Source organism: Dyadobacter sp. AC419, from assembly GCF_979253085.1.
In genome coordinates, this window is record NZ_CEEDCD010000029.1 from 166287 (window position 1) to 192920 (window position 26634).

The 26634-nt window shown below is 44.6% G+C and carries 22 protein-coding genes and 10 pseudogenes; 14 read left to right on the top strand and 18 right to left on the bottom strand.

Translation table 11 applies throughout. The features are described from left to right. The first annotated feature begins 12 nt into the window (after positions 1-12). On the top strand, positions 13-282 hold the full coding sequence (locus AC0IYG_RS28755; protein WP_471714503.1) for a hypothetical protein: 270 nt from the start codon (positions 13-15) through the stop codon (positions 280-282). Beyond that, a complete protein-coding gene (locus tag AC0IYG_RS28760) occupies positions 242-523 on the top strand; it encodes a type II toxin-antitoxin system RelE/ParE family toxin (RefSeq protein ID WP_471714504.1) in 282 nt (93 codons plus the stop codon). Before AC0IYG_RS28755 ends, AC0IYG_RS28760 begins: the two co-directional genes overlap by 41 nt. Here AC0IYG_RS28760 and recF read toward each other — a convergent pair. After that, positions 520-1624 (bottom strand): annotated as a pseudogene (recF, locus tag AC0IYG_RS28765) (DNA replication/repair protein RecF). The gene AC0IYG_RS28760 and the pseudogene recF sit on opposite strands and share 4 nt — an antisense overlap. Before the next feature lie 129 nt (positions 1625-1753). Between recF and pdhA the strand changes: the two are divergent. Both pdhA and tatC read left to right on the top strand, forming a co-directional pair. After that, a pseudogene (pdhA, locus tag AC0IYG_RS28770) lies at positions 1754-2788 on the top strand (pyruvate dehydrogenase (acetyl-transferring) E1 component subunit alpha). Positions 2789-2925: 137 nt separating this feature from the next. Then, entirely contained in the window at positions 2926-3795 is an 870-nt protein-coding gene (gene tatC / locus AC0IYG_RS28775; protein WP_471714505.1) for a twin-arginine translocase subunit TatC, read from the top strand. Position 3796: 1 nt separating this feature from the next. Here the strand turns inward: tatC and AC0IYG_RS28780 are convergent, their stop codons facing one another. From AC0IYG_RS28780 to AC0IYG_RS28805, 6 genes and pseudogenes are all read right to left on the bottom strand, one after another. After that, positions 3797-4840 carry an aminotransferase class I/II-fold pyridoxal phosphate-dependent enzyme gene (locus AC0IYG_RS28780; protein WP_471714506.1) on the bottom strand — a complete coding sequence of 348 codons (1044 nt, stop codon included), beginning with the start codon at positions 4838-4840 and terminating at the stop codon, positions 3797-3799. Positions 4841-4895: 55 nt separating this feature from the next. After that, a pseudogene (locus tag AC0IYG_RS28785) lies at positions 4896-5916 on the bottom strand (dipeptide epimerase). An 11-nt stretch (positions 5917-5927) separates the two neighbouring features. Further along, the gene (locus tag AC0IYG_RS28790; protein WP_471714507.1) at positions 5928-6803 is read right to left on the bottom strand and encodes an NAD kinase; all 876 of its coding nucleotides are present in this window, start codon (positions 6801-6803) and stop codon (positions 5928-5930) included. 109 nt (positions 6804-6912) lie between these two features. After that, entirely contained in the window at positions 6913-7212 is a 300-nt protein-coding gene (locus AC0IYG_RS28795; protein ID WP_471714508.1) for a hypothetical protein, read from the bottom strand. Then, positions 7172-7540: a CBS domain-containing protein gene (locus tag AC0IYG_RS28800; protein ID WP_471714509.1), complete on the bottom strand. Its 369-nt coding sequence runs from the start codon at positions 7538-7540 to the stop codon at positions 7172-7174. The genes AC0IYG_RS28795 and AC0IYG_RS28800 overlap by 41 nt, the downstream gene beginning before the upstream one ends. A gap of 111 nt (positions 7541-7651) precedes the next feature. Beyond that, on the bottom strand, positions 7652-8425 hold the full coding sequence (locus AC0IYG_RS28805; RefSeq protein WP_471714510.1) for an alpha/beta fold hydrolase: 774 nt from the start codon (positions 8423-8425) through the stop codon (positions 7652-7654). Positions 8426-8789: 364 nt separating this feature from the next. Here AC0IYG_RS28805 and AC0IYG_RS28810 point away from each other — a divergent pair, with 364 nt between their 5' ends. Next, entirely contained in the window at positions 8790-9404 is a 615-nt protein-coding gene (locus AC0IYG_RS28810) for an alpha/beta hydrolase (protein ID WP_471714511.1), read from the top strand. Further along, on the top strand, positions 9367-9720 hold the full coding sequence (locus AC0IYG_RS28815) for an alpha/beta hydrolase family protein (RefSeq protein ID WP_471714512.1): 354 nt from the start codon (positions 9367-9369) through the stop codon (positions 9718-9720). Before AC0IYG_RS28810 ends, AC0IYG_RS28815 begins: the two co-directional genes overlap by 38 nt. Positions 9721-9736: 16 nt before the next feature. On the opposite strand, the gene AC0IYG_RS28820 is transcribed toward AC0IYG_RS28815, so the two are convergent. From AC0IYG_RS28820 to glpK, 7 genes and pseudogenes are all read right to left on the bottom strand, one after another. Beyond that, entirely contained in the window at positions 9737-10852 is a 1116-nt protein-coding gene (locus AC0IYG_RS28820) for a polysaccharide biosynthesis protein (protein WP_471714513.1), read from the bottom strand. Positions 10853-10966: 114 nt separating this feature from the next. Continuing rightward, positions 10967-12365 (bottom strand): annotated as a pseudogene (locus AC0IYG_RS28825) (NADH-quinone oxidoreductase subunit N). 6 nt (positions 12366-12371) lie between these two features. Then, positions 12372-13818 (bottom strand): annotated as a pseudogene (locus tag AC0IYG_RS28830) (complex I subunit 4 family protein). A 46-nt stretch (positions 13819-13864) separates the two neighbouring features. Next, positions 13865-15784, bottom strand: a pseudogene (gene nuoL, locus AC0IYG_RS28835) (NADH-quinone oxidoreductase subunit L). Between the two features lie 30 nt (positions 15785-15814). Then, positions 15815-16169: pseudogene (gene nuoK / locus AC0IYG_RS28840) on the bottom strand (NADH-quinone oxidoreductase subunit NuoK). A gap of 105 nt (positions 16170-16274) precedes the next feature. Further along, on the bottom strand, positions 16275-17084 hold the full coding sequence (locus AC0IYG_RS28845; RefSeq protein WP_471714514.1) for an exonuclease domain-containing protein: 810 nt from the start codon (positions 17082-17084) through the stop codon (positions 16275-16277). Between the two features lie 130 nt (positions 17085-17214). After that, a pseudogene (glpK, locus tag AC0IYG_RS28850) lies at positions 17215-18741 on the bottom strand (glycerol kinase GlpK). Between the two features lie 398 nt (positions 18742-19139). Between glpK and AC0IYG_RS28855 the strand changes: the two are divergent. From AC0IYG_RS28855 to AC0IYG_RS28880, 6 genes are all read left to right on the top strand, one after another. Continuing rightward, positions 19140-19493, top strand: a complete 354-nt coding sequence (locus tag AC0IYG_RS28855; RefSeq protein ID WP_471714515.1) for a transglycosylase domain-containing protein — start codon at positions 19140-19142, stop codon at positions 19491-19493. Further along, on the top strand, positions 19399-19938 hold the full coding sequence (locus AC0IYG_RS28860) for a hypothetical protein (RefSeq protein ID WP_471714516.1): 540 nt from the start codon (positions 19399-19401) through the stop codon (positions 19936-19938). The genes AC0IYG_RS28855 and AC0IYG_RS28860 overlap by 95 nt, the downstream gene beginning before the upstream one ends. Continuing rightward, complete coding sequence (locus AC0IYG_RS28865; protein ID WP_471714517.1) at positions 19910-20215, top strand: hypothetical protein; 306 nt, start codon at positions 19910-19912, stop codon at positions 20213-20215. The genes AC0IYG_RS28860 and AC0IYG_RS28865 overlap by 29 nt, the downstream gene beginning before the upstream one ends. Before the next feature lie 7 nt (positions 20216-20222). Continuing rightward, entirely contained in the window at positions 20223-20357 is a 135-nt protein-coding gene (locus AC0IYG_RS28870) for a hypothetical protein (protein ID WP_471714518.1), read from the top strand. A 59-nt stretch (positions 20358-20416) separates the two neighbouring features. After that, positions 20417-20734 carry a hypothetical protein gene (locus AC0IYG_RS28875; RefSeq protein WP_471714519.1) on the top strand — a complete coding sequence of 106 codons (318 nt, stop codon included), beginning with the start codon at positions 20417-20419 and terminating at the stop codon, positions 20732-20734. Between the two features lie 95 nt (positions 20735-20829). Then, complete coding sequence (locus tag AC0IYG_RS28880) at positions 20830-21120, top strand: hypothetical protein (protein ID WP_471714520.1); 291 nt, start codon at positions 20830-20832, stop codon at positions 21118-21120. A gap of 45 nt (positions 21121-21165) precedes the next feature. Here the strand turns inward: AC0IYG_RS28880 and AC0IYG_RS28885 are convergent, their stop codons facing one another. The 3 genes and pseudogenes from AC0IYG_RS28885 to AC0IYG_RS28895 form a co-directional block, all read right to left on the bottom strand. Beyond that, on the bottom strand, positions 21166-22164 hold the full coding sequence (locus tag AC0IYG_RS28885; RefSeq protein ID WP_471714521.1) for a M28 family peptidase: 999 nt from the start codon (positions 22162-22164) through the stop codon (positions 21166-21168). 2 nt (positions 22165-22166) lie between these two features. Then, a pseudogene (gene cysS, locus AC0IYG_RS28890) lies at positions 22167-23668 on the bottom strand (cysteine--tRNA ligase). Between the two features lie 32 nt (positions 23669-23700). Beyond that, positions 23701-24086: pseudogene (locus AC0IYG_RS28895) on the bottom strand (DUF5618 family protein). 185 nt (positions 24087-24271) lie between these two features. Between AC0IYG_RS28895 and AC0IYG_RS28900 the strand changes: the two are divergent. Together AC0IYG_RS28900 and AC0IYG_RS28905 are read left to right on the top strand one after the other, a co-directional pair. Further along, positions 24272-25189 (top strand): PfkB family carbohydrate kinase, encoded by a 918-nt coding sequence (locus AC0IYG_RS28900; protein ID WP_471714522.1) that lies wholly within the window; start codon positions 24272-24274, stop codon positions 25187-25189. Between the two features lie 73 nt (positions 25190-25262). Further along, complete coding sequence (locus AC0IYG_RS28905; RefSeq protein WP_471714523.1) at positions 25263-26066, top strand: glycerophosphodiester phosphodiesterase family protein; 804 nt, start codon at positions 25263-25265, stop codon at positions 26064-26066. Here AC0IYG_RS28905 and AC0IYG_RS28910 read toward each other — a convergent pair whose 3' ends face one another. After that, a complete protein-coding gene (locus tag AC0IYG_RS28910) occupies positions 26067-26618 on the bottom strand; it encodes a DNA-3-methyladenine glycosylase I (protein WP_471714524.1) in 552 nt (183 codons plus the stop codon). Between the last annotated feature and the right edge of the window lie 16 nt (positions 26619-26634).

The window sequence follows — 26634 nt, forward strand, 5'->3', positions numbered from 1 at the left end:
ACAATGCTTTCTATGTCTAACCGGGAGTTGAAATCTGAGGTAATCCGACTTGTTAACGAAGTGGATGAAAACCGTATGGAAGACTTACTGCTTTCGATACGTTCTTTTATGGAACATCAGAATGTGGACAACGGCATTGACGCAAATTCTCCGGAATTACTCGAAGAACTCAACCAATCTTTACTTCAAGCAGAATTAGGACAATTGATTTCCAACAACGATGTCTTAACAGAAGTAAAGCGTGGCTTACGAGATAAAATGGACTCCGCTCGCAAAGGATAATTACTTTGAAACAGTATCCTACATTTATGATAACTGGGGCGAAATAAGTGCTGAAAAATTTACGGATGATCTTGAAGCCAGTTTGAAAAACCTGGAACGGTTTCATTTTATAGGTAAACCTTACGCCTTATTGCCATCTGTTCGCGAGTTGGTATTAGGCAAGCACCAAAGCTTGTTTTATACCGTATTTGAAAATACAATTTTGATCCTTAACCTGATTGATTCGAGAAGGAAGGTTTAATCCTTGTCTGGCAGCACCTTCTCAATCTCAAAAAACCTTACATCCGCCTTCACTTTCTCCAAAATCTTCTGTGATCTTTCCGGTCTTGCGTCGGTGATGAAGACCTGGCCCAGGAAGCCGGTGTCGATTAGTTCGATCAGTTTCTGGATGCGGCGGTCGTCAAGTTTGTCGAAAATGTCGTCCAGTAACAGGATGGGGGTTTTTTCTTTTTCTTCTTTTAACAATTCGAACTGCGCCAGCTTCAATGCGATTAAGAAAGACTTCTGCTGGCCTTGCGACCCGAATTTTTTTAATGTAACGCCGTCAATTTCGAATGTGTATTCGTCTTTATGAACCCCTTTTCCGGTGCGTTGGGCATGTAAGTCCCTAGCCCGATTTTTCCTGAATTCCGCAGCGAAGTTTTCGCTGGCGACTTCGCTTTCGTAAATAACGTCGACCTGTTCGTGGCCGCTGCTGAGGAAATCGTAACTGTTGTGAAAGAGCGGCACAAACCGGCTCATGAATGTGCTGCGATGGTTATAAATGCGCTGCGAAAGGATGATCAGCGGCTCATTGTAAGTTTCCAGCAAGTCTTCATCCACGTAATTTCGCTCCGCAAAAAGCTTCAAAAGTCCATTTCTTTGGCTTAGGATCTTGTTATATTGAAGAAAATCGGTGAGATAACCTGGGGCTGCCTGTGCCAAGACGCCATCGAAAAAGCGCCGCCGTTCTTCACTGCCGTCGCGGATTAGGTCCGTGTCATTAGGCGCAATTAAAACAAGAGGAAAAAGGCCAATGTGATCGCTTAACCGGTCATAATTCTTCTTGTCGGCCATGAAAATCTTGCGCTGGCCGCGCTGCATGCTGCAAGTGATCTGCGTATTTCGGCCAGAATCTTTGAATACGCCATCCAGAACAAAAAAATCGGCCGTGTGTCGAATTCCCAGGGCATCCTGATTGTGAAATGCGCTTTTGGTAAGACTAAGAAAATAAATGGCGTCCAAGAGGTTTGTTTTTCCGCTCCCTGTTCTCCCCAACCAGACAATTTACATGTTCTCCAAAGGTGAAGGCTTTCTCTTCATAGCTTTTAAAGTATGTAAGATGGAGCTTTTCTAGCCACATGAACTTCTTTGTTATTTAGTTTATGCTTATTTTCGCAAATCATATTGCGTGAGTACGGCAAAAAACAGACTCTGTTCAAACCTCAAACTTTAAGACAAAGTTCTGTCTTTATAAACGAGAACCAAATACATGGCCACCGTTACTGAAAAAAAGAAAAAATCAGAACCCAGAAGAAGTTACAGCATCCGACAGAACAATATATGTTCTGGTTCGAGAATATGCTTTTGCAGCGTCGTTTTGAAGAAAAAGCAGGCCAATTATACGGTCAGCAGAAGATCAGAGGATTTTGTCACTTGTATATCGGACAGGAAGCTTGCTCGTCAGGAGCCGTAACAGCGCTTAAAGAAGGCGACAAATACATTACTGCTTATCGCGATCACGGCATTCCGCTGGCATTGGGAACATCACCCAACGCAATCATGGCTGAGCTTTATGGAAAAAAGACCGGGACCACAAAAGGAAAAGGTGGATCCATGCACATTTTCGATAAAGAAAGAGGCTTTGTAGGAGGTCACGGAATCGTGGGTGCTCAGATTCCTTTGGGAGCGGGCATTGCGTTTTGCGGAGAAATATAACAAAACCGGAAATCTCTGTATTTGCTATTTCGGTGACGGAGCCATTCGTCAGGGTGCATTTCACGAAGCATTGAACATGGCCATGAGCTGGAAATTGCCTGTCATTTTCGTGGTTGAAAACAACGGATATGCCATGGGAACTTCGGTTGCGCGGTCTTCAAATGTTACGGAACTTTATACATTGGGTGAAGCCTATGACATTCCTTCTGAACCAGTTGACGGAATGAGCGTTGAAGCCATTCACGAAGCAGTGGGAAGAGCGGCGGAACGTGCGAGAAACGGTGAAGGCCCGACATTCCTTGAATTCCGGACTTACCGTTACAGAGGTCACTCGATGTCCGATCCACAGAAATATCGTTCAAAAGAGGAAGTGGAAGAATACAAACACCGCGACCCGATTGAGCAGATCCGCGCTGTGATTCTTGAAAATCAGCTTGCAACAGAAGAAGATCTCGAAAACATTGATAAGAAAGTGAAAGAAATCGTTGCCGAATCCGTGCAGTTTGCTGAGGAATCAGAATTCCCGGATCCAAAAGAGGCCTACACTGATGTTTATGTAGAGAATGATTATCCATTTGTGATGGATTGATCGAACTTGAAGCAATTTAAATGAAACCCGCCGGATTATTTCGACGGGTTTTTTAAGTAAATTCGGCTTTTAACAACAGGTAACAATCTTGTTTTTGCTTTTTTTCGTAGATAGAATTTTAGTTATAATATATTAATATGCCCTTGGATCAGGAAATAGAAAGCGAAGAAGACGAAGTTGGCAAAGAGATGTCGTTTATCGGGCATTTGGAAGAATTAAGGTGGCATGTCATTCGAGCCGGTGGATCCATTCTTGTTTTTGCAATAATCGCTTTCGTATATATCAAAGAAATTTACCATTATGTGATCATAGCGCCGTCCCAGCCAGATTTCTGGACTTACCGGATGCTATGTAAGCTGGCTGACAAAGTTGGATATGATGAGCTTTGTATCAAGGCGTTGAATTTCAAATTACAGGCAATTGGCGTGGGTGATCAGTTCACCATGAGTATGACGTCTTCCGTTATCGCGGGTCTGGTTTTTGCGTTTCCTTATGCTTTCTGGGAGGTTTGGCGATTTATTAAGCCCGGACTTAAACCATCGGAAAGGCAGTCTGCGCGGGGAGCTGTGTTCTATGTAACATTCCTTTTCTTTTCAGGCGTTTTCTTTGGTTACTACGTGGTAACGCCGCTTGCCGTCAACTTCCTTGCAAACTTTACGCTGGACCCGTCCATCATTAACGAATTCAGTTTGTCGTCCTATATTTCTTTGGTGGCAACATTAACACTGGCTTGCGGAATTGCATTTCAGCTTCCGATTGTGGTTTACGTCCTTGCCAAAGTTGGTGTTCTAACGCCATCATTCATGCGGGAATACAGAAAGCACGCAATGATTGTGATTCTGATCGTGGCAGCCGTAATTACTCCTTCGCCGGACATTTACAGCCAGGTGATCGTCGCAATTCCTTTGTTCTTGCTTTATGAATTGAGTATTCTGGTTGCTGGAAAAGTAGAAAGAGAAAAATTAGCAGAAGAAAAAGCGTTGGCAAATAGCACAGGCGATATCTGAACTAGATAGATTGAAATTGATTACAGACCTCGGCCAATCGGTCGAGGTCTTCTTTTTGGTGGACTGCACTAATGGCTAGTCTCGTTATGAGTGGATCGGTCGGACTTGGGTAAGAGAAGCACGAAGCCATAATGCCGTTAGAAAGCAACGAATCGAATAGAGCAGGATTCTGACTGCAAAAAACCGGATAGGCAGCAACATGCTCAAAGCAGTTTGGGGCGAGTTGATCTACAAAATATTTATTGTTAGCGGCTAAAATTGCATTGACATCCTCATAATGGTTGATCTCCAAAAGCTTCGCAAGCGCATATATGTAGGCGGGAGCAGGGGGAGACGCGCCGGCAAACCAGGGCGAAAAGCGGATCGAATGATAGGCAGCATTATTGCAAGCAATTACACCACCAGGAATGCCCATTGCTTTGTTTAGCGAAGAAACCATGATGACATTGGCCTTACCGATCTGGTTGACGGTTTTATAAAGCCCGCCGCCATTCCCAACCACACCTAATGTATGTGACTCGTCAACAATGATCCATATATTGGAACGGTGATCAGGTAAATTGGAAAAGATAGAAAAGTCGAATACTTCAACCAATGGTGAACCAATGCCATCTGTACAAATGATGTGAGCCATTTCTGGCGAACTTTCCTGAATTAAATTCACAACTTCATTTGCCCACGCAGCCCATGTGCCAGAGCTGGCTGTCTTATTTTTACCCCACAAAGCGGGATGCACTTTTGGGGCGTAATGATATTGAATAGTTGGAGAGTCAGTTGTTTTGAAAACGATGTCCTCAATTACGTTCATCACCAGCTGCCCCGCCCACATGCCGGACGCAATAACCAAAGCTGATTCCGAGCCGATCCAGTTGGCTAATTGAACTTCTGCCTCCTCATAAATCGCAAGCTTTAAACTATTATTTCGTGAGCTTCCAAAATGCGCTCCGTAATGCTGAAAACCTTCTAAAAGGATGCTACGAAAGACTTCGTCGTGCCCCATTCCAAGATAATTCTGTCCCGCTAAACTATAAATATTCCGACCCATCTTCCGTAAGCACGGTTCGTCCGGGAGCTGGCTAGTGTGAGAGGTTTTCACGAATTTAGATTGTAGGATTCAAGATTGCGCCGGATCCGTTGCGGTCTGCAAATAAGATTTGACCGTAATCAAATGTCACTCCGGAAGCGGGATCATTTTTGATTAATAGCGAGCCATCCATGTCTACATAATCGAGCAAAGGAAGGAAGTGTGCGATTGCAGAAATGCCCACGCTGCTTTCTGTCATGCAGCCGATCATTGTTTTCATTCCCAATGTCTTGGCTTCTTTTATCATTCGCATTGCGGCAGTTGGTCCGCCGCATTTCGTAAGCTTAATGTTGATGCCGTGAAAGAGGCCATAGCAAGATTTTACATCATTCTCCACAATACAGCTTTCGTCAGCAATGACTGGCAATGCGCTTTCTGCGAAGACTTTTTTCATTCCTTCAATGTCATTTGCAGCAAGCGGCTGTTCGATAAACTCAACGCCCAGGCGCTTCTGATTCAGGTGCAAATGCTATGGTTTGTTCAGCTGTCCAGGCACAATTTGCATCAACGCGAAACGCGGCGTCCGTATTTTTTCTCAATTCTGCCACTATACGAAGGTCTTCGTTGGTGCCCAATTTGATCTTGTAAATCGGCCAGGGAAGCTCTTTCATTTTAGACACCATTTTCTCAATCGTGTCAATGCCGATTGTGAAATTGGTAAGCGGAATGTGATCAATGTTCAGACCCCAGCTGTCATACAATTTCTGGTTTTTCTTTTTGGCAAAAAAGTCATGTGCTGCCTCATCCAATGCACATTGCGCGAAAGGATTAGACTTCAACAACCGATGTGTTAACTCCCACAGACTTTCTGCACTCTCAAAATCACCTTTTTCGATAATGTCTTTTACAGCTTCCAGCGACCCGATCATATTCTCGATCGTTATGCCGTAATAAGGATTGCTGGTTGCTTCGCCAAGCCCGCTTACGCCATTATCGCTGAGCTCTACGATTAATGTAGGCTGTACATCACGCGAATCGTGGGCAATGGTGAAAGTATGTTTGAGTTGAAGGTCAAATGTGTGAAAGAGCAATTGCATCGCCTGATGGTTTAATTACGCATATCCAGTCCCCAGGATAATTTGTTTCGTAATGTGTTTAAGAAACTGTCGTCACGCATTTTGATTAGCCGTGCAACAAAACCGGCTTTCCGGACCGTTAGCAAAGTATTTTCATCCACCACGCGCGATCGCGCATCCAATGAAACCAGGAAATTATTGCTCCTGCTCTTCACTTCCAGTCTGATCACAGCCGTATCTTCGACAACCAAAGGCCGCACATTAAGATTATGCGGGCTAATGGGCGTAATAATAAAATTTTGTGAATGCGGAACGAGAACGGGTCCGCCGCAACTAAGCGAGTAACCAGTTGATCCTGTTGGTGTTGATACAATTAATCCGTCGGCCCAGTAAGAATTCAGGAATTCATCATTGAGATAAGTGTGGACCGTAATCATGGAAGATGTGTCGGTTTTGGTGATCGTAAAATCATTCAAACCGAAATTCTGTCCATCGAACAAATCTATATTGGACTCAATTTCAACCAGCGTCCGTTCGTCAATGCGATATTGATTGTTTTCCAGCGACGAAATCATGTCCGTGATTCTTTCGGGAGGAACAGTCGCCAGGAAGCCGAGACGGCCTACATTGATGCCGATTGCAGGAATTTGTCTTTTGCCGACGTGAGAAATGGTTTCCAGCAACGTGCCATCGCCTCCCATGCTTACGATCAGCCGTGCGTCGAAGAGTTGCTCAGGATTTTCGTAGACGAGGTCTGAGTAGTGTGTGATCCCGTTCTGATCCAGAAAAGTACGGAAGGGTTTGGAAAGCTGGACTTCAACTTTTCGGCGGGACAGCTCATTGAACATGTTTTCAATGAACGGGCGGGCAGACTCATTAAAGTTGCGTCCGTGAATTGCTATTTTCATGGAAGAAAAAAGTAGATCATCTTGTTTCTTCCGAAAGATACGCGCAAATACGCCGATTCAAAACAGCGAGGGGAGAAAGTAATGTGAAGATACTAAGTCGCAAGGTATCTCAAAAGCATATCCAAACGTTCCTGATTCCGACACTTTCGATGGGATCGTTGGCATGCGCTTCCTCGATTTCATAGCCGAAGCGTTCCAGCGTCGCAATGATGGGCGTAATGTGCGTCCGGTTGAGTTTTAATGTAAGCTTGGCTTCGTTAAGCGGATTGTAAGTTTCGCCTGAAGAGTAATAGCTGCTGAGCACTTTTGTGCCATTTGACTCAATTAAACGGCTTATTTCAGAAAGTGAATAACTTCTTTCTGCCACTTTAAGCACAATCACCGCTCCTTTTCTGAACACCCAGCTCATTTACAAAATGCTCAATCAAATCATTGAGCAAAATGCTTCCGGCAAAAGTGCGGTCGTCGTGTAAAACAGGGATTATCTGTAATCCGAATTGATTAACCAGCCTTAAAAGTTCGTAAGGATGCTGGTCGTCAGAAGCAAAAATGTCTTTATGCTGAATAATGATTCTTGCCAGCGTGTCCGTGCTGTCGGCAACATCGAAGAGGATGTCTTCCGAAACAATGCCTTGATAAACGCCCGAATCTGCAACGACAAGCTGTTTTACACTGAATTCATCCATCCAGTCCAGTGCTGTGCTCACCGAATCGGTAAGTTTCAGAACAGGAATCATTGGATTTATCAGGGTTGCAGCAAGCATAAGTCAGTCCGTCATTTTTCGAAGCTATAAAAAAACTATATATGTGTCAACTTTCGTCTAAAAGAATTCTTGGCTTTAAACAGCTCAGGCAACAGGCACTGAAATGTTTTTTTCAAGGAAGCTTTCTAGTATAACATTAAATTCGTCAGGATGTTCCATCATTGGCGCATGGCAGCATTTATCTATAAAATAAAGCTCTGAGCCAGCGATCAGCCTGTTAAATTCGTAACCTACATGCGGCGGCGTAATTGTATCGTTCAATCCCCAGACCAGCAATGTCGGCACATTGATCTCATGCAAATCTTTTGCCAGGTTATGACGCTGCGCAGATTTGGCAATCCCGACGATGCTCATGCATTTCGGAATGCTTGAAGTTGTTTCAAAAACTTCGTCAATCAGATCTTTTGTCGCCACCTGCGGATCGTAGAAAGTGTAAGCCACGCGTTCCTTAATGTAATCGTAGCTGCCGCGTTTCGGAAAAGATCCGCCCATTGAATTTTCAAATAAACCAGAGCTTCCTGTCAAAACCAGCTTATGAACGTTTTCCTGGTTCTTTAAAGTATACAAAAGTCCAATATGGCCGCCTAATGAGTTTCCGATAACGGTTACATTGGTCAGATTTTTAAAAGAAACAAAGTCCTCCAAAAATGCAAGTAATGCTTCCAGACCGGCCTCACGCGGAGGCAGTTCGTAGATAGGAAGCAAAGGAATGATGACGCGATAGCGACTGGAAAAATGTTCAATAATGCCGTCCCAGTTGCTTAATGCACCGAAAAGGCCATGCAAAAGCAGTAATGTTTCGCCTTTTCCCTCATCGATTAACTGAAACCTGCCCTCTGCATGTACTGTATATTTCATTCTGTTATTGTGGATTTAGAAGATGTATGGAAGTTTTTATAACCCATCAAAGAAACTAGTGCATGATTTCCATAAGCTACAAAACTAGTTAAATTTTTCAATTGGTAACAGCTATAAAGGAACAAAGCAAATTCTATTTTCTTGTAAATATTATATTAATAATCACAAAACACGAATCATAACATTGAAAGGTGCAATTTGGTTTGACTCTGGCACTGATCCGCTCTCAATATCACTTCCGGCCGGTTCAGGTAAAAAGCAGATCCGTCGTGCTTCCAATACAAGATCCGTATGTGTAACCGAAATTTAGTTAGAATTTAGAGTTATACCGATTAGAAAAATATTAAAACAACGATTAATTAATATGTTATTCCAATTAATGCTCCGCTTGTCTGCCGGCTGCTGTGTGCTTATGGTGACGGTTTTGGCTACAACATCGCATGTGACTGCCCAAACGGTGATGCCGCTCTATCCCGATAAAATACCAAATTCAATCTCCGGGCCGGACGAGGAGACGAATAAAGACCAGGTGATAAGAAAGGTTTCCAAGCCAACATTGACCGTTTATTTGCCGCCCGCAGCGAATGCGACGGGAACGGCCATCGTCGTTTGTCCGGGAGGCGGTTACGGCGTGCTGGTCATGGAGTGGGAGGGTTACAGGATCGCCAAAGAGCTGAACAAATCGGGAATAGCGGCGATTATTTTGAAATACAGGTTGCCGGATGAAAAGATTATGAAAGACAAATCCATCGGACCGTTGCAGGATGCCCAGCAAGCCATCAAGACCGTTCGGGAAAATTCGAAGGAATGGAAAATCAATCCGGATAAGATTGGAATTATGGGCTTCTCAGCGGGCGGACATCTCGCTGCAACGGCGGGAACACATTATGATAGCACATTCATTGATAATCCAAAGAAAAACAAGCGTTCGTCCGGATTTTATGGTGCTTGTTTATCCTGTTATCACATTGCTGGATAAAGCGGGTCACAAAGGTTCGAGCAGCAACCTGCTGGGTGAAACGCCCGGAATGGATAAGATCCGTTATTTTTCCAATGAACTGCAAGTTAAAAAAACGACGCCGCCTGCATTTCTGACGCACGCGGGCGACGACACGGTTGTGCCTGTTTCAAACAGCATTAAATTTTACGAGGCGTTGATCGCAAATGGCGTTGCGGCCGATCTGCACATATATTCAAAAGGCCAGCATGGTTATCCCAAAACGCCTGAGTTAGGCGAGTGGTTTGGACGTTGTCTGCATTGGATGAAGGTTAATGAATTATTACCGGTAAAGTAATTTACAATTCGGGCTCTCAGGAGCCCTTTCCGAATTCAGGAACAGCGGTTTTCAGCGCGTCAATCATTATTAAATCGTCGCCACTTTGCAGGGCGTTTCTCAGCATGTCTAACATTGATTTCGAACAAAGATCTGTGTTTTCTGCTGCGATGACCCGAATCGATGTGTTTTTGCCGGCTGATGCTTTTTCCTTTGAAAGGAACAGCTCTTCATGCAGCTTCTCTCCAGCGCGCAGCCCGGTGTAAATGATTTGGATATCATCGCCTTGTTTTAATCCTGAAAATTGAATCATTCTTTTTGCGATATCCGCAATCAAGATCTGCTTGCCCATATCAACAAATAATATTTGTCCACTCAGTCCCACTGCGCTGGCTTGTAACACGAGCTGGCAAGCTTCGGAAGCAGTCATCATGTAGCGGCTCACTTCCGGATGTGTAACGGTGACTGGGCCGCCTGCTTCTATTTGCTTTTCAAATGTCAGCATAAACGAGCCATTCGACCTTAACACATTGCCGAAGCGGGTGATGATCCATTGCGTTGCAGTCTGTTTAGACTGGCTGAGGGACTGCAAATACATTTCTGCGACACGCTTTGTTGCACCCATAATGCTCGCAGGATTTACGGCCTTGTCTGTTGATATGAAGATAAATTTTCGCACATGATAGGCCATAGCAAGGCCGGCGAGGATCTCAACGCCAAAAATATTGACCTTAATGGCTTCATAAGGATGACTTTCCATCAAGGGAACATGCTTGTAAGCAGCTGCATTGAAGACAACATTCGGCCGCGTCCGGCGGAAAATCGACTCCATTCGAAAAGAATCTATGATGCTGGCGACATAAGAGCGAATGTCCAACGCTGGAAACTCCTGCCGTAATTGTAAATCGAGATCATTCAAAGCCGTTTCGGCTTGGTCAATTAAGATCAATGTGGCTGGATTAAGAGTTGCTAACTGCATCACCAGCTCGCTCCCGATCGAGCCTGCTGCGCCTGTGATCAGGATTTTGTTGCCTTCAATTTCCTCCCGGACATTGGACATGTCCAGTGCAATGGGTGCTCTGCCCAACAAATCTTCAACAGTAAAAGCGCAATGTTCGTGTAAGCGCTGCGCGCCAGAAGTAGGATGTTGCATATGTTTTGTAAAATCGATAAAGCGGATTTTACATTGATACGCGGCGCTTGAAAATCGGTCACAAAAAAAGAGCTGTAAATTTTACAGCTCTTTTTTTGTGAATGCTTAGGATGATTAAATCAACCCTTCGAATATGCCGGGTGCAAGTCCAAACAAGATGGTTAAGACGGTTGCCAACAATAAAATGGCCTGGTAAAACGGCGCAACACGGATCTTTAACAAATCGCCTTCTCGCAAATAGGACGAGATGATCACGCGGAAATAATAGTAAATACCAACGGCTGACATCACGAACGGCAATGACCGTGATCCAAATGATCCCTCTGTCTGCTGCGCTTGTAAAAATGAAAAACTTACCCCAGAAACCGGCTGTAAGCGGGATTCCGGCAAGGGAAAGCATTGAAACAGTCAGAATGAATGCGAGGAGCGGATTGTTTTTGGCCAAGCCGTTAAATGCTTCATAACGCTCATTAGGCAATCCCTCGAATGTTTTTTCTTTCGAAACCAACATCAGCACACCAAATGCGCAGATCGTTGACAGCGAATAGGCCAGCGAATAAAACACGATAGCGCTTTGAGAAGGCTTTGTCAATGCCGTTAATGCGATCAGCATGTAACCTGCGTGTGAAATCCCTGAGTAAGCCAGCATTCTTTTAAAGCTGTTTTGGCTCGTTGCACCAATGTTCCCGACGAGTAATGTGAGGACGGCAATGGCCGCAATAACAACCCACCAGAAACTGTAAACACCACTGAAAGAAGTGCTTAGTAATCGGAAAAGTGCTGCAAAACCTGCTGTCTTTACGATCGTTGACATGAATGTTGTAAAGATCGTCGGAGCTCCTTCGTAAACATCCGGCGTCCAGAAGTGGAACGGCGCGGCAGAAACTTTAAACAGCATGCCGATCAGCAAAAGCAGCAAGCCTGCATATAGAATGTAAGGCTGGCTATTTGCCTGAATATTGGAAGCAAAGCCTTGAATGTGAACAAGTTTGAAAGAACCCGTTGCACCATAAATGAGTGTAATCCCGAAAAGCATAAATCCTGTTGCAAACGCGCCCATCAAGAAATATTTCAATGCAGCTTCATTGGAACGCAGGTTACGCTTGTTGCTTCCTGTCAAAACATACATGGCAACAGACAAAATTTCAACCCCGATGAAAAGCATGATCATGTGCTCAAAACCGATCATCATTAATGCGCCAACCAGTGAAAAAAGCATCAATCCATAATATTCTGCAGGCTCGGAATCTGCATTGTCTTGAAAACCGCCAGAAATGGCCACAATCATAAATGCTGACAACAACACAATGCCATTGAATGCAAGTGTCAGATTATCAACCCGGAGCATGTCGTAGAAGTAAAGCAACGGCCCCTTGTTCCATTCCAGAAAATTGCTGGCTATGGCAAGGACAAGGAAGAATAATGTGGCAGGAAGTAAAATGTTCTTAGATTTCGAAAAGCCCAAAAAGAGGGTTACGACGCCAAGAACGGACAATAATATAATGGGATACATATTTTATTAGTTATTAACCATTTGTAAAAGCTGGCTTACAGCTGGCTCTGTTAATTTCAGAAACGTGTTGGGATAAATGCCAATCCAGAAAACCATGATAACCAAAGGCAAAAGCACAGCGCGCTCGCTCATGGTCAGGTCCTGAAAACCTTCAACCCATTTGGAACGCGGCCCAAACATTGATTTTTGGAACATGCGCAGCATATAAACTGAGCCTAAAATGATGGTAAGACCGGCAATCGTGCCTAACCAGCCGTCATATTGGAAAACGCTCGATAAAAGCAGGAATTCGCCTACGAAACCATTGGTCAAAGGAAGCGCAACACTTCCCAGCAGCAAGATCATAAAGTAAACGCTCAAATGCGGCGTGCTTTGCGTAATTCCCCCTAATTGATCCAGATAACGCGTTTTGGTGCGGGAATAGATAATATCAATGATGAAAAACAAACCGATTACATTGATCCCGTGCGCAAGCATTTGAATCAATGCGCCTTGCAAGCCATTGATCGAATAAGAGAAAACACCTGCTGCCATCAAGCCCACGTGCGCGAAGGAAGAATAAGCGATCAGACGCTTCATATCGCTTTGCTGAATGGCAATGATAGAACCGTAAATAATGCCGATCACTGAAAGGACCATCGCCATCGTGCCCCAGATTTCCATGCCTCCCGGTACGATCGGAAGTAAAAACCGGATCAGACCGTAAACCCCCATTTTCAACATGATCCCTGAAAGCAGCATGGTTGCTGGCGTCGGCGATTCTGTGTAAGTGTCGGGCTGCCAGGTGTGGAAGGAAATAATGGCATTTTAATCGCAAATGCAATGAAGAATGCCCAGAATATGAAACCTTGTGTTTGCTGCGGAAGTTGCAGCTGATAAAATGCCGTGATCTCAGATGTATGCGTGCCGGGTGTTTGGTAATACAAATAAACCAGTCCGACCAACATTAGCAAGCTTCCGAAAATGGTGTAAATGAAGAACTTGAATGTTACTTTCAAACGATTTTCTCACCCCAGATCGCAGCAAGGAAATAAACCGGAATCAGCGCTGCTTCGAAGAACAAATAGAACAAAAACGCATCAGTTGAAGTGAAAACCCCGATTAATGCTGCTTCCATAAACAGAATCAGCGAATAGAATGAAGCCGGTTTTCTGTAATCGTGATTGAATGCCGAAAGTATAATAAGCGGGGTCAGAAATGTTGTAAGCAAAACCAGCACAAGGCTGATCCCATCAATGCCGGCGGCGAAGGAAATGCCTCCTGATGCCAGCCAGGCATATTTAAAACCAAATTGCGTACCCGCAGCCGGATCAAATTGCAGCCACGTGGCCACTGAAACGCCTAGTATGGCCAAACCGCTCACCAAAGCAACCTGCTTCGCCAGGCGTTCGCCTGAAAGCAGCGTAAGAACACCTGTGGCAATGGGTAAAAGTATTAAAAGAAGAGTAAGCATATTTTAAGTCAACGGTCAGCAACAAATGGTGAACGGATTTTATTGATCAAAGTAAAAGCTTCCAGAATAATATGACCACAATGCCCAGAACCATCGCAAAAACATAGTCTCCCGTGGATCCTGTCTGTGTTTTTTTCAAAAGTCCTGCGAAAAACTGCGTCAGCCGGACGAATGCATTTACAACGAGATCAATGAAAAATTCTCCGAAACTGTAAAGGATATTGGATAAGGTTTTGATTGGCTTCACAAACACATTGTCGTAAAGCTCGTCCACATAATATTTGTTGTAAACCAAACCCTGTAATGCTGTTTTTGGCTGAGAGTCGGGAGCTGGAACGGATGCTTTTTGAACATACATGACATAAGCCACAACTGCCGAAACCAATGCTACGGCCACCGAAACGCCCATTAACAAATATTCCTCTGAATGTGAAAGTTCCGTTGGCAAGAAGGCCTCAGGATTAACCATGCGCGATGCGTCGTATAACGGACTCATGAACTCGGCCAAATGATGCGTGCCGTGCAATGCTTCCGGAACACCAATAAAACCGCCTAATGCGGATAAAACAGCCAGGATAACCAAGGGAATAGTCATGGATGCAGGCGATTCGTGCAAATGATGCTCCTGCTCATGCGTCCCACGAAATGTTCCGAAAAATGTCAGGAACAGTAAACGGAACATGTAGAAAGAGGTCATTAATGAGCCTAAAACTCCGATTCCCCAAAGTAATTTGTTGTGTTCGAAAACATGGGCAAGGATCTCATCTTTGGAGAAAAACCCTGCAAATGGCGGAATTCCAGAAATTGCGATGGTTGCAATCAGGAATGTCAGGAACGTGATCGGAAGCTTTTTCCGCAAGCCACCCATCGAACGGATATCCTGCTCATCAGACATGGCGTGAATCACGCTTCCGGCTCCAAGGAATAGCAATGCTTTGAAAAATGCGTGGGTAATTACGTGGAACATGGAAGCCGAATAAGCCATCGCGCCCAAGCCCATGAACATATAACCCAACTGACTTACAGTCGAATAAGCCAAAACCTTCTTAATGTCATTTTGTAATAGACCAATCGAAGCTGCGAACAATGCTGTTGCCGCACCGATAATGCCGACGATTTCTAATGTAGACGGCGCCAGCGAATAGAGGACATTGGAACGGATCACCATATAAATGCCCGCCGTAACCATCGTCGCCGCGTGAATAAGTGCAGAAACTGGTGTTGGACCTGCCATCGCGTCTGGCAACCACGTGTAAAGTGGAATCTGCGCCGATTTTCCCATTGCACCAATAAACAGGAACAATGTAATGGTAATGATGATCGGATCACCGATTTCAAAATCCGTTGCCTTGCTGAACACCTCAAGATATTCAACCGAACCGAATGTGGAAATGATCGTGAAAATCCCTAACAGGAAACCCAAGTCTCCTACACGGTTCATAATGAATGCCTTACGAGCAGCGTTATTGTAATTTCGTGTTTTTATTCCAAAACCCGATCAGCAAATAAGAGCACAATCCAACGCCTTCCCAGCCAATGAACATGATCACGTAATTGGCAACCCAAAACGAGCAGCAACATGAAGAACAAAAACAGGTTCAGATAAGCGAAAAACTTACCAAAACCTTCGTCATGATGCATGTAACCAATGGAATAAATGTGGATCAGCGAACCCACTCCGGTAATGATCATGAGCATCAAAAGCGAAAGCTGATCGATCTGGAAAGAGAATGGAATGTTGAGGTCGCCTACAGGAGATCCAGTCGAAAAGCGGAACAATAATGGGCTGACTTCCAGTGGCTAAAAATGCTTGGAACGTCATCACAGACAGCACGAAACTAGCCACAACAGCCAATGTTCCTATAACTCCGACAGCGCCTTTGGGTATATTCTTAAATCCGATTCCGTTGATCAGGAAACCGATCAGCGGCAACAAGGGAATCAGAATGAGTAATGATGCAGACATGTTAAATATTTAATCTTTATTAGCGGATGCTTACCACTTCAGTTTGTTAAGAAATCCAATGTCCGTATTTCTTGTGTTTCCGGTAAATCATCACGATGATAGCAAGCCCGACGGCCACTTCCGCAGCGGCAACGGCCATAATGAAAAACACAAAAACCTGCCCGGAAGGATCAGATCTGTAAGATGAAAATGCAATAAGGAGCAAATTCGCAGCATTAAGCATTAATTCTACGGACATGAAAATGATGATCGCATTGCGCCGTGTTAACACGCCAATAATGCCGATCACAAAAAGTAAAGTGCTGAGAATTAGATAATGTTGAAGTGGAATGTTCTGAATAACCGCCGGTATATTGACCTCTGGAATATTGGGGTTTGGGATGATAGCAGGTTTACCTTGTTGGATATTCGGTTAAAATAGTCAAAAATAGATTTCCGGCAAAAATAGACATAAATACTACTTACTAAAGTCAGATTCGTAACGATTATGTCAGCGCTGGGTTAATGCCCTTAGTTTAATTTCGGTCAGTTTTCTTTTGGTGTCCAACGGAAACTCACCTTTCATCATCCAGTCGAAGAAAGAAGGCTCGTTTTTTAGAATATCTACTACTTTCTTTCCATTGTGTTTACCAAAATTGAAAACTTCTTCTCCTTTATCGTTATAGCACATACGGCCTGCGAAATCGATCAGTTTTGAAGCTGTCAGCTCGTGCAGTGCGGCCACGTCATTTTTGATTGGTTCGGTTTCAACGCCGTGTGAATCAACGACTTTCACCCCTTCATAACGCGCGATCTGACCTTGTAAAACCTCAAATGTAGCAACGGTGTCCGCTTCTGCGCTGTGTGCATTCAGAAGCTCTTTGCCGCAATAAAATTTATAAGCAGCGCCCAGGTTTCTAGGCTCCATCATGTGGTAAATGCGTTGTGCATCAACCGTTTTGCGGTTTTTCAAATCAAACTCAACGCCTACACGCAGGAATTCCTCCACAAGCATCGGGATGTCAAATCGATTGGAATTGAAACCAGCCAGGTCGCAGCCTTCCAGGAATGTTGCCAGGTTTTTGGCAATGCCTTTGAATGTAGGCGCGTCCTTGATATCCTCGTCATAAATGCCGTGGATAAGGCTGCTTTCCAGCGGAATAGGCATTTCAGGATTGATCCTTCTTGTACGGATTTCGGTTTCGCCGTTCGGAAGTGCCTTTACGACAGATATCTCAACAATACGGTCGCGGACGATATTGACTCCGGTCGTTTCAAGATCAAAAAAAGCGAGCGGCTTTTTCAGACGGAGGGTATGCATAGGGCACTCAAATTAGATTTTCGAGCCGTGAAGTTACGCCGAAACATAAGATAGCGCAAGAAAGAGGTTAGTTTATATAGATTATAAAAAAGTTAAAATCCTGCTATCCGGTGTGAGAAGCAAAGAACGCTTAATCCATCCACCCATAAGATTTGGTAACTGCTTTTTGCCAGCCTTTGTAAAATTTATCCCTGGTTTCTTGTTCCATATCCGGGTTCCAGGTGTGGGCTATGGCCCAGTTGGCGGTGAGTTCGTCGGTGTTTTTCCAGTAACCAACAGCGAGGCCGGCGGCGTAGGCTGCTCCTAATGCGGTGGTTTCGGCGATGGCTGGTGACACGACTTGGGTGTTTAAGAATATCGGCCTGGAATTGCATGAGGAGTTCGTTGGCAACCATTCCGCCGTCGACGCGGTAGGGACGTAAGTTCAATGCCGGAGTCTTGTTCCATGGCTCGTACAACGTCAACAGTCTGATATGCAGATGCTTCCAGAACGGCCCGTGCAATGTGGCCTTTGTTGACGTAACGTGTTAACCCGGCAATGACGCCGCGGGCATCATTCCGCCAGTAAGGCGCATACAAACCAGAAAACGCAGGGACGAAGTAAGCGCCACCATTATCTTCGACGGTTTTCGCGCGAATTTTTCAATGTCGCTGCTTTTTTTGATCAAACCCAAATTGTCCCGGACCGATTGGACCAATGCACCGGTGACCGCGACACTGCCTTCCAGTGCATACTGGACCGGATTGTCGCCAAATCTGCAAGAAATCGTTGTTAGCAAGCCATTTTCAGAGGTTTTAAGCTCGTTACCCGTGTTTCATAACCAGGAAGCAGCCGGTTCCGTAAGCTGTTTCTGGCCATGCCCGGTTTGAAGCAGGTTTGACCAACCAACGCGGCATGCTGATCGCCCAGATCACCCGCAACGGGCACGCCAGGCAGGATTTCATTGTTTACATAACCATAAATTTCGCTGCTGCTTTTGATGGCCGGGAGCATATTTTCGGGAATGTCGTAATCCGCGAGCATTTCCTTGTCCCATTGCAGCGTTTTGAGATTCATGAGTTGCGTGCGGCTTGCATTGGTGACGTCTGTTACGTGTCGATGCCGCCCTCGCCATGCGTCCCGCCGGTGAGGTGCCAGATCAGGAATGTGTCCATATTACCAAAAACGGCATCGCCTTTTTCAGCATCTTCCCGGATTGCTTCCACATTATCGTTGAGCAGCCATTTTTTTAGTTTAAGGCCGCTGAAATAGGTGGAAACCGGAAGTCCGGTAATGTCCCTGAACTGGTTCAAACCGCCTTCCCGTTCGTATTTTGCTACTGAATTCAGTCGTTCTTGTATCTTGCCAAACCAATGCATTATAATAAGGTTTTCCCGTGCGTCTGTTCCAGACCACCGTCGTTTCCCGTTGATTGGTGATGCCAATCGCCGCAATGTCCGCCGCCGTTGCCGACACATTAATCCTTGCAATCGCAATCACTTCCAATGTATTTTTCCAGATTTGGGTCGGATTAATGCTCCACCCAGCCCGGAGATACGCGGGTAAATTTGTTCGTGTTCCTTTTGCCCTACTGAAACAATGTTACCCTGGTGATTGAAAAGTCCTGCAACGTGTGCTGGTCGTTCCCTGGTCAATGGCGGCTACGTATTTCGACATGGTGGTATTTTGATTGGCTTTTTTTGCAATAAAGTCAGTAATTAGAGAAAATTACCTGATAGCGACAAATCAGAACCCAAATGAACCCTCACACACATTCTGAAAATGAAGCGTAAATTCAAAATGGCAGGACTGATCTTGCTGGCCGCCATTTGCTTGTTTCTAATTGTCGATTTCGCCTTTCCAGCTTTCAGCCCAAAATCAATTATGCGACGCAGGTTACCGACCACAAAGGCAATGTGATCCACGCTTTTTTAAGCAAAGAAGATAAATGGCGGCTTCTACACGAATGTCGCAGATATCACGCCCTTGCTTCGTAAAACACTGATTTATAAGGAAAGACCAATATTTCTACTATCATCCGGGCGTAAATCCTTTCGCGATTATCCGGGGCAGGAATGCGCAACATTTTCACCGGCCGAAGAACTTCCGGCGCCTCCACGATTACCATGCAGGTTGTGCGACTTTTAGAGCCGCGCCGACGGACCTATCTGAACAAAATCCTTGAAATACATCGAGCATTCCAGCTTGAACTGCATTATTCGAAAGCCGAGATCCTGCAAATGTATCTCAATCTGGTGCCTTATGGCGGCAACATTGAAGGCATTAAGGCGGCTTCGCTGCTGTATTTCGGGAAAACCGCCTCAGCTGCTCAGTTTGTCGGAAATCACTGCATTGACGATTGTGCCGAACCGTCCGTCGAGCCTGCGACCAGGAACGCGGAACGAAGCATTGGTAGCGGCCAGAAATGAATGGTTACGCCGGTTTGAATACGAGCAGCTTTTTGATAAAAACATTGTTCAGGATGCTTTGAATGAGCCGTTGGTCATAAAGCGTTTGCAGGCGCCTAAGCTAGCTCCGCATCTGGCGTTGAGATTGAAAAAAGAAAATCCGGATCAGCCTGTGATTCATAGTCAGCTAAAAATTCAGTTGCAGAGCCAGATAGAGGAGCAGGTTAAAAATTACATTAACCGACGAAAGATGATGAACATTCACAATGCGTCGGTGCTGGTGGTGAATAATGAGACGATGGAAGTGGAGGCTTACGTTGGCTCGGCGGATTTTCATGATGTGTTTGATGGCGGTCAGGTGGACGGTATTCGGGCGGTTCGTTCGCCGGGAAGACGCCTTGAAACCATTGATTTATGCAACGGCATTCGATCAGGGAATGATCACTCCGAAAAACATCGTAAATGACGTTCCAAGCAATTTCAGCGGTTACGAACCGGAGAATTTTGATCAACATTTCAATGGCCCGGTTACCGCGGAATTTGCCTTGGCCAATTCTTTGAACATTCCGGCGGTTAAGATTTTGAAAGAAGTAAGCACACCCATTTTAATTTCAAAACTGCGAAAAGCGGGTTTCAAAACCATTGACAAGCAGGCAAAAGACCTTGGACTTTCTATGATCCTGGGCGGATGTGGCGTGACATTGGAAGAGTTCAACGCGTTTATTTGCAGCTTTTTCCAATGAAGGCGAATTGAAAAAATTACGTTACACATCGCAAACGCCTTTGGACAAGAAAGGAACGCCGATCATTTCCCCCGAAGCCGCCCTATTTATTAACCAACATTCTTACCCAAATCACCCGGCCCGATTTGCCTACGAACTTTGATAACACCTATCATTTGCCCAAAATCGCCTGGAAAACGGGCACTTCTTACGGAAAGCGGGATGCGTGGAGCATCTGGTTACAACCGCCGATATACGATTGGCGTTTGGGTAGGAAATTTTTCCGGCGAAGGCGTTCCCGAGTTGAGTGGTGCGAACACGGCCACACCATTGCTGTTCTCCTCTATTTTCAATGCATTGGATTATAATTCGCCAAAAGGCTGGTATCAAACGCCTGCCAATGTATCATTAAGAAAAGTCTGTGCGGAGAGCGGCGACATTCCCTCTGATTTTTGCACGCATCAGATTCTGGATCAATACATTACAGGTGTTTCTGCTTATAAGAAATGCCAGCATTTGAGTATGGATTTTTACGGATAAGGCAGAGAAGATTTCTTACTGCACTTATTGCATTCCGGAAAATGGATTTGAAAAACGTGCATATGCTAATCTGGCGCCGGAATTGATTGCCTATAATGAGCTGCAAAAAATCCCTTACCAAAAAATTCCCCCGCCGCAACTACCTCGATTGCGAGCGCGTGTTCGACGAAGGTCCGCCCTTGATTGTGAGCCCGAATGACGGGAGCGAATATTATTTACGACCTGACGAGCCGCAGCAAATTCAGCTGGCTTGCCAGACGTCCAATGACGTGCAGGAAGTTTTTTGGTATATTAATGATAAGCTGAGCAAGAAATCAGCTCCGCATGAAAGCGTTTTTGTGAGCCTTCCATTGGGACAGCGTAAAGATCTCGTGCAGCGACGATAAGGGCCGGAATTCGAATATTTGGGTGACTGTAAAGAAAATGTAATGTTACAGCGCTTCGCCTTCGGCTTCCTGATATACGACCTGAATCAATGTTTGTCCAACCGCCTTTAATGTCTTAGGATCAATGTGTTCCATTGTATCATCATTCGTATGCCATTGGTCAAAGAATGTTTTTGACATGTTATTAGCACGCGTATGGATAATGTCGATCATCGGGATTTTGGCAATTTTATTTACGGCCAAATGGTCATCCGTGATGGAACCGCCTCTTTCGTTGATAAAGAAATTGTTGTAACCAAGTCTGCTCGCTGTGTTCCAAATGGAATTCACAACGCTTTCGGCCATCTGCACAGAATAACCTTCTTTAAAGAATGTCGCACCTTTTGCACCAGCCATATCGAGCAGAATTCCGAAATATGCTGTGTAATTAGGAATGTGTTTATTGGCAGCCCAATATTGTGATCCAAGGCAGTAACCGCCATATTCGTCGTCTGATTGCTCTGAATTTCCCCAGTCCTCAGCATCAAAAAAGATAATGTCGACGCCAATTTCAGGACTTGGTTTTTGGGCAGAAAGAACACGCGCAACTTCCAGTAATATTCCCACACCGCTAGCACCATCATTGGCTGCAAGAACCGGCTTATCTTTCACTAAGGAATCCTGATCAGAAAACGGCCTCGAATCCCAATGAGCCGCCAGAAGGATTCGTTTTGAAGCTTTTGGATTAAAGCTGCCGATGATATTTGTCGAATTAAGCGTCTTGTTGTCATAAGTTGTAGCCTTGAATTTTTGTTCAATCACGTCCAGACCGTAACCTTTTAATGTCGCTGCCAGATATGCAGCGCAGGCATCGTGCTGTTTCGTATTTGGCACCCTGGGGCCAAAGTCCACCTGCTTTTGCACAAACTTATAAGCAGAATCTGCATTGAAATCGGGGCTTTTAACAAGAGCGGGCGCTTGTTCAGCAGTTTGTTCGGCTCCGTCCTTGGTTTTGCAGCCGTAGGCCAGCACGAAGACAAACAGCAATAATGATAACTTTTTCATATTTATTCTTCGTAAGCCCAATCGATGCGCGTTTTTGAGTCGCGGATCACCAGTCCCTGATTTTTGAAGTAAGAACGGATTTCGTCTACTTTTTCGTAGTTCATTGATAACTTATATTCCTTATAAAGTTTCAGCATGCCGTCCAGAATGGCATAACCTTCGCTGTATTCCTCTTTCAAGCCCAAAACATCCTCGAAGAAAGTGACAAAGTTGTCCTTTAACGCATTAAATGTTTCTTCGCCCAGCGCAGCCGATTTCAGCTGGCCCATGTTGAGCATATTGATGTATTTCAGCATGTTAAAGAGATTGGCAAACGCAACCGACGTGTTAAGGTCATCGTTCATGGCTCCATAAAATCCCTCAATTGCCTTTTCAATTTCAATCTTCTTGATCTCGTCAGCACTTACGCCTTCTTCGGCAATGTAAGTCAGCAATTTCCGTTTCTGAGCCCGTTAGCGAGCTTTTTGTAACCCTTATGCGCCGCTTTTAATGCTTCATTGGAAAAATCTAGCGTGCTGCGATATTGACTTTGCAGCATAAAAAAGCGAACCGTCATCGGGCTGTAAGCCTGTTCGAGCAATGCATGATTCCCTGAAAAAAGTTCGGAAGGCAAAAACGAGTTATTGAGCGATTTTGACATCTTTTGTCCGTTCACCGTCAGCATATTTGTATGCATCCAGTAACGAACCGGCTCTTCGTTCGTCAGCGATTTTCCTTGCGCGATCTCGCATTCGTGATGCGGGAATTTCAAATCCATTCCGCCGCCGTGAATGTCAAATTGTTTTCCTAAATATTTGGCACTCATGCACGTACATTCCAAATGCCATCCCGGAAAACCCATTCCCCAGGGAGAATCCCACTGCATAATGTGTTCCGGGCTGGCTTTTTTCCAAAGAGCAAAATCAAGCGGATTCCGCTTTTCAGCCTGTCCGTCCAGCTCGCGCGTTTCGTTCAGAAGATCTTCAATAATGCGGCCCGAAAGTTTTCCGTATTCATTTCCATCCGCCTGATATTTATTGATATCAAAATAAACGGAGCCATTGGACTCATAAGCTGCGCCTTTGTCTATCAATGCTTTCACTGCTTCGATCTGCTCAATCAGGTGACCCGTTGCAGTGGGCTCAATGCTTGGCGGGATTAAATTAAATGTTGCCGAAACATCGTGAAAATCGTTGGTATAGCGCTGCACAATCTCCATGGGTTCAAGCTTTTGCAGCTTCGCCATCTTTCCGATCTTATCCTCACCTTCGTCGCCATCGCCTACTAAATGTCCAACATCCGTAATGTTGCGTACGTAGCGGACTTTGTATCCAATGTGCGTCAGATATCTGTAAAGAATGTCGAAAGAGAGGAATGTCCGGATATTTCCTAAGTGTACATTATTATAAACCGTTGGACCGCAGACATACATGCCGACATAGGGAGGGGCAATGGGAACAAATACATCCTTCTTACGGGTAAGTGTATTGAATATTCTAAGCGGCTGGAAAGTTTGCGCGGTCATCTATGTTTTTACTTTCTTAAAAACTGATTGTACTAATGTTGTGTCTTTTCAAGCCGGGTTTCCACCCAACTGATGATTTTTTCTGCTTCTTCCAGTCCTACGGAAGCTATTTTAGCACTTCTGCTTCCTTGGTAACCCATATTAATATGAAGAATTTCATATGCAGTTACAAATTTGGATAGCAAGCTTTTGTCAACCTTGCTAAGCTCCATTTGATACCACTCCACGCTTTTCGGCGTTTTTTTATTTTTTTCGCCTAAAAACTCGTTCAATGCCAATAAGATGCCGGTGTAAGCTGTATGTCCGCTATCTTGACATATTTCTTGTCTTGATAAAGTCCCTCATGCTTCTTAGCATTGTTGCTCAAAAAATCCTTAGCATTGTCAATGTGCCTTCTGGCTTCGCTGATCGCTTCCATAGTAATGTGTTAGTGGTGAAAGTGGTGAATTTTACAAAAATAGCAAATAACCGATGATTGAGTTAAACAGTTTGGCATAATACAATGCGGGCCGGATGCTATTCGGGCGTTTTGATTATCTTCGCAGCGCTTTCGAAATAGAGGCTTAGTTTGAAACTATCTTAAAATCAATACAATACTTATTTATGAGTTTATTAACCGTTGGATCTGTTGCATTTGATGCGCTTGAAACACCTTTTGGAAAAACAGATAAAATTATTGGCGGTGCGGCCACTTACATCACACTAGCAGCATCTTATTTCACCAAAGAAAATAACCTGGTTGCCGTTGTTGGCGGCGATTTCCCTGATGAAATGATCTCCCTTTTGCAAGACCACGGCGTTAATACAGAAGGACTTGAAATTGTAAAAGAAGGAAAAACCTTCTTCTGGTCGGGGAAATATCATGAGGATATGAATACCCGTGACACACTTGTTACGGAACTGAATGTGATGGAACATTTCGATCCCATTATTCCGGAGTCTTACCAGGGAACGACGTTCTTAATGTTGGGAAATACAGTTCCGGCGACTCAAAAAGTAATCATTGAACGCATGAAATCGCGTCCTAAGCTGATTATGCTCGATACGATGAACCTTTGGATGAACATTGCGATGGACGATCTGAAGGAAGTGCTGAAAATGGTTGACCTTATCACCATTAATGATGAAGAAGCACGCCAACTCTCCGGTGAATATTCTTTGCGTAAAGCGGCGAAGAAAATCATGGAAATGGGTCCGAAAACATTGATCATCAAAAAAGGCGAGCACGGCGCATTGTTGTTCCAGGGCGACAGGATTTTCTTCGCACCAGCATTGCCATTGGAAGAGGTTTTTGACCCAACTGGCGCAGGAGATGTGTTTGCAGGTGGATTTATCGGTTATCTGGCAAGCACAGATGACATTTCATTTGAAAACATGAAACGCGCGGTCATTTACGGATCTGCAATGGCTTCATTCTGTGTGGAAAAGTTTGGAACAGAGCGACTTGTAAATCTTACACAAGCAGAAATCAATGACCGCGTGCAGGATTTTGTGAATTTGTCAAGTTTCGAAATACAATAATATTGAGTTGAGAGTTTATAAGTCTATGAGTTAAGAATACATCTTACTTGTAGACTTTTTTATAAAGACCGTCATGTTCAAAAAAGCCACAATCCTTCTTTTTTCGTCATTTCTTGCCTCGCTTACCGTCGTTGCGCAGCAGGTTTTGCCAGAGACCAAACATAAAACCGTTGTCATTGCGCACCGCGGAAACCATGTTGCCGTTCCTGAAAACACGATTGCCGCTGCCCGGGAAGCCATTAAAGCCGGCGCTGATTATGTGGAAGTGGATTTGAGGACGACTAAGGACGGGCATTTGGTTGTGCTGCACGATGCCACTGTGGACAGGACCACAAATGGCGCCGGGAAGATCAGCACAATGACTTTGAATGAGGTCAAAAATTTGCAGGTTTTCAATAGAAACAAGAAAACCCATAGAATTCCGGAGTTCAGAGAAGTGCTGGCCGTTTGTAAAGGCAACATTAACATTTATCTCGACTTCAAAGATGCGAATGTGGCTGAAACCTGGAAGCAAATCAGGGAAGCGGGCATGGAGAAGCAGGTTGTTGTTTATTTAAATAAGGAAAGTGATTACCACGAATGGACGAAAATTGCTCCGAATGTGCCCTTAATGTCGAGCTTGCCGAAAACGATCGATAACAAGGAAAAACTGGCAGGTTACCTGGACAAAATGCATCTGAAAATCGTTGATAACCTGCCGCATGAATCGCTTTTGAAAAATGCAAATGAGCTTGGCGTGCAAGTTTGGCTGGATGTGCAAAGTCCAACCGAAGGGCCGGTTTCCTGGAAAGAAGCTGTTGCCAAGCAGGTTCAGGGATTCCAAACAGACCAGCCAGCTGCTTTGGTAAAATATCTCAAAGAAGCCGGGCTACATTAATCAGGCCTTCTGAGTCGCTTCAATTAATTTGACCTTTTTATAAATCGGACAATCTGCGTCGTGTGCGCCGGGCAGATAACCCGTGCTCATGAGGAATTCATTAACGATTTCGCCGCCGGTGAATTTGAATGTTTTCTTGAAAAGCTTGATCCACTCTTCTTTGGTCAGCGGGTGATGCGCTTCGATCCAGCCTTTGAATGATCCGAAATCTTTTTTCAGTTTCAATATTTTCTGAGCATTCACAATCGCTGCATTCACTTTCAGTCTGTTACGCACAATTCCAGCGTCAAGTAAAAGCCGCTCACGGTCCGACTCATCATATTGAGCAATCTTCTCGATTGAAAAATTGTCATAAGCCTTTCTGAAACCAGCCTGCTTTCGCAACATCAATGTCCAGCTCAGCCCAGCCTGATTTATTTCCAAAATCAACCGGCCAAAAAGCTCGTCGTCATCCGCGATTTCAAAACCATATTGATTGTCGTGATAATGCTTATGGAGCAAGTAATCAGCCGTTTCGGAAATGTTGTTGTTGATGAAGCTGCAATAAGACATTGGTCAGGTTTTTAAA

Coding starts and splice junctions, on each gene's coding strand:
- AC0IYG_RS28755 (WP_471714503.1), top strand. CDS start 13: ATGTCTAACCGGGAGTTGAAATCTGAGGTAATCCGACTTGTTAACGAA.
- tatC (WP_471714505.1), top strand. CDS start 2,926: ATGCCCTTGGATCAGGAAATAGAAAGCGAAGAAGACGAAGTTGGCAAA.
- AC0IYG_RS28780 (WP_471714506.1), bottom strand. CDS start 4,840: ATGGGTCGGAATATTTATAGTTTAGCGGGACAGAATTATCTTGGAATG.
- AC0IYG_RS28790 (WP_471714507.1), bottom strand. CDS start 6,803: ATGAAAATAGCAATTCACGGACGCAACTTTAATGAGTCTGCCCGCCCG.
- AC0IYG_RS28795 (WP_471714508.1), bottom strand. CDS start 7,212: ATGAGCTGGGTGTTCAGAAAAGGAGCGGTGATTGTGCTTAAAGTGGCA.
- AC0IYG_RS28800 (WP_471714509.1), bottom strand. CDS start 7,540: ATGATTCCTGTTCTGAAACTTACCGATTCGGTGAGCACAGCACTGGAC.
- AC0IYG_RS28805 (WP_471714510.1), bottom strand. CDS start 8,425: ATGAAATATACAGTACATGCAGAGGGCAGGTTTCAGTTAATCGATGAG.
- AC0IYG_RS28810 (WP_471714511.1), top strand. CDS start 8,790: ATGTTATTCCAATTAATGCTCCGCTTGTCTGCCGGCTGCTGTGTGCTT.
- AC0IYG_RS28815 (WP_471714512.1), top strand. CDS start 9,367: ATGGTGCTTGTTTATCCTGTTATCACATTGCTGGATAAAGCGGGTCAC.
- AC0IYG_RS28820 (WP_471714513.1), bottom strand. CDS start 10,852: ATGCAACATCCTACTTCTGGCGCGCAGCGCTTACACGAACATTGCGCT.
- AC0IYG_RS28845 (WP_471714514.1), bottom strand. CDS start 17,084: ATGCATACCCTCCGTCTGAAAAAGCCGCTCGCTTTTTTTGATCTTGAA.
- AC0IYG_RS28855 (WP_471714515.1), top strand. CDS start 19,140: ATGCGCAACATTTTCACCGGCCGAAGAACTTCCGGCGCCTCCACGATT.
- AC0IYG_RS28865 (WP_471714517.1), top strand. CDS start 19,910: ATGATCACTCCGAAAAACATCGTAAATGACGTTCCAAGCAATTTCAGC.
- AC0IYG_RS28875 (WP_471714519.1), top strand. CDS start 20,417: ATGCGTGGAGCATCTGGTTACAACCGCCGATATACGATTGGCGTTTGG.
- AC0IYG_RS28880 (WP_471714520.1), top strand. CDS start 20,830: ATGAGCTGCAAAAAATCCCTTACCAAAAAATTCCCCCGCCGCAACTAC.
- AC0IYG_RS28885 (WP_471714521.1), bottom strand. CDS start 22,164: ATGAAAAAGTTATCATTATTGCTGTTTGTCTTCGTGCTGGCCTACGGC.
- AC0IYG_RS28900 (WP_471714522.1), top strand. CDS start 24,272: ATGAGTTTATTAACCGTTGGATCTGTTGCATTTGATGCGCTTGAAACA.
- AC0IYG_RS28905 (WP_471714523.1), top strand. CDS start 25,263: ATGTTCAAAAAAGCCACAATCCTTCTTTTTTCGTCATTTCTTGCCTCG.
- AC0IYG_RS28910 (WP_471714524.1), bottom strand. CDS start 26,618: ATGTCTTATTGCAGCTTCATCAACAACAACATTTCCGAAACGGCTGAT.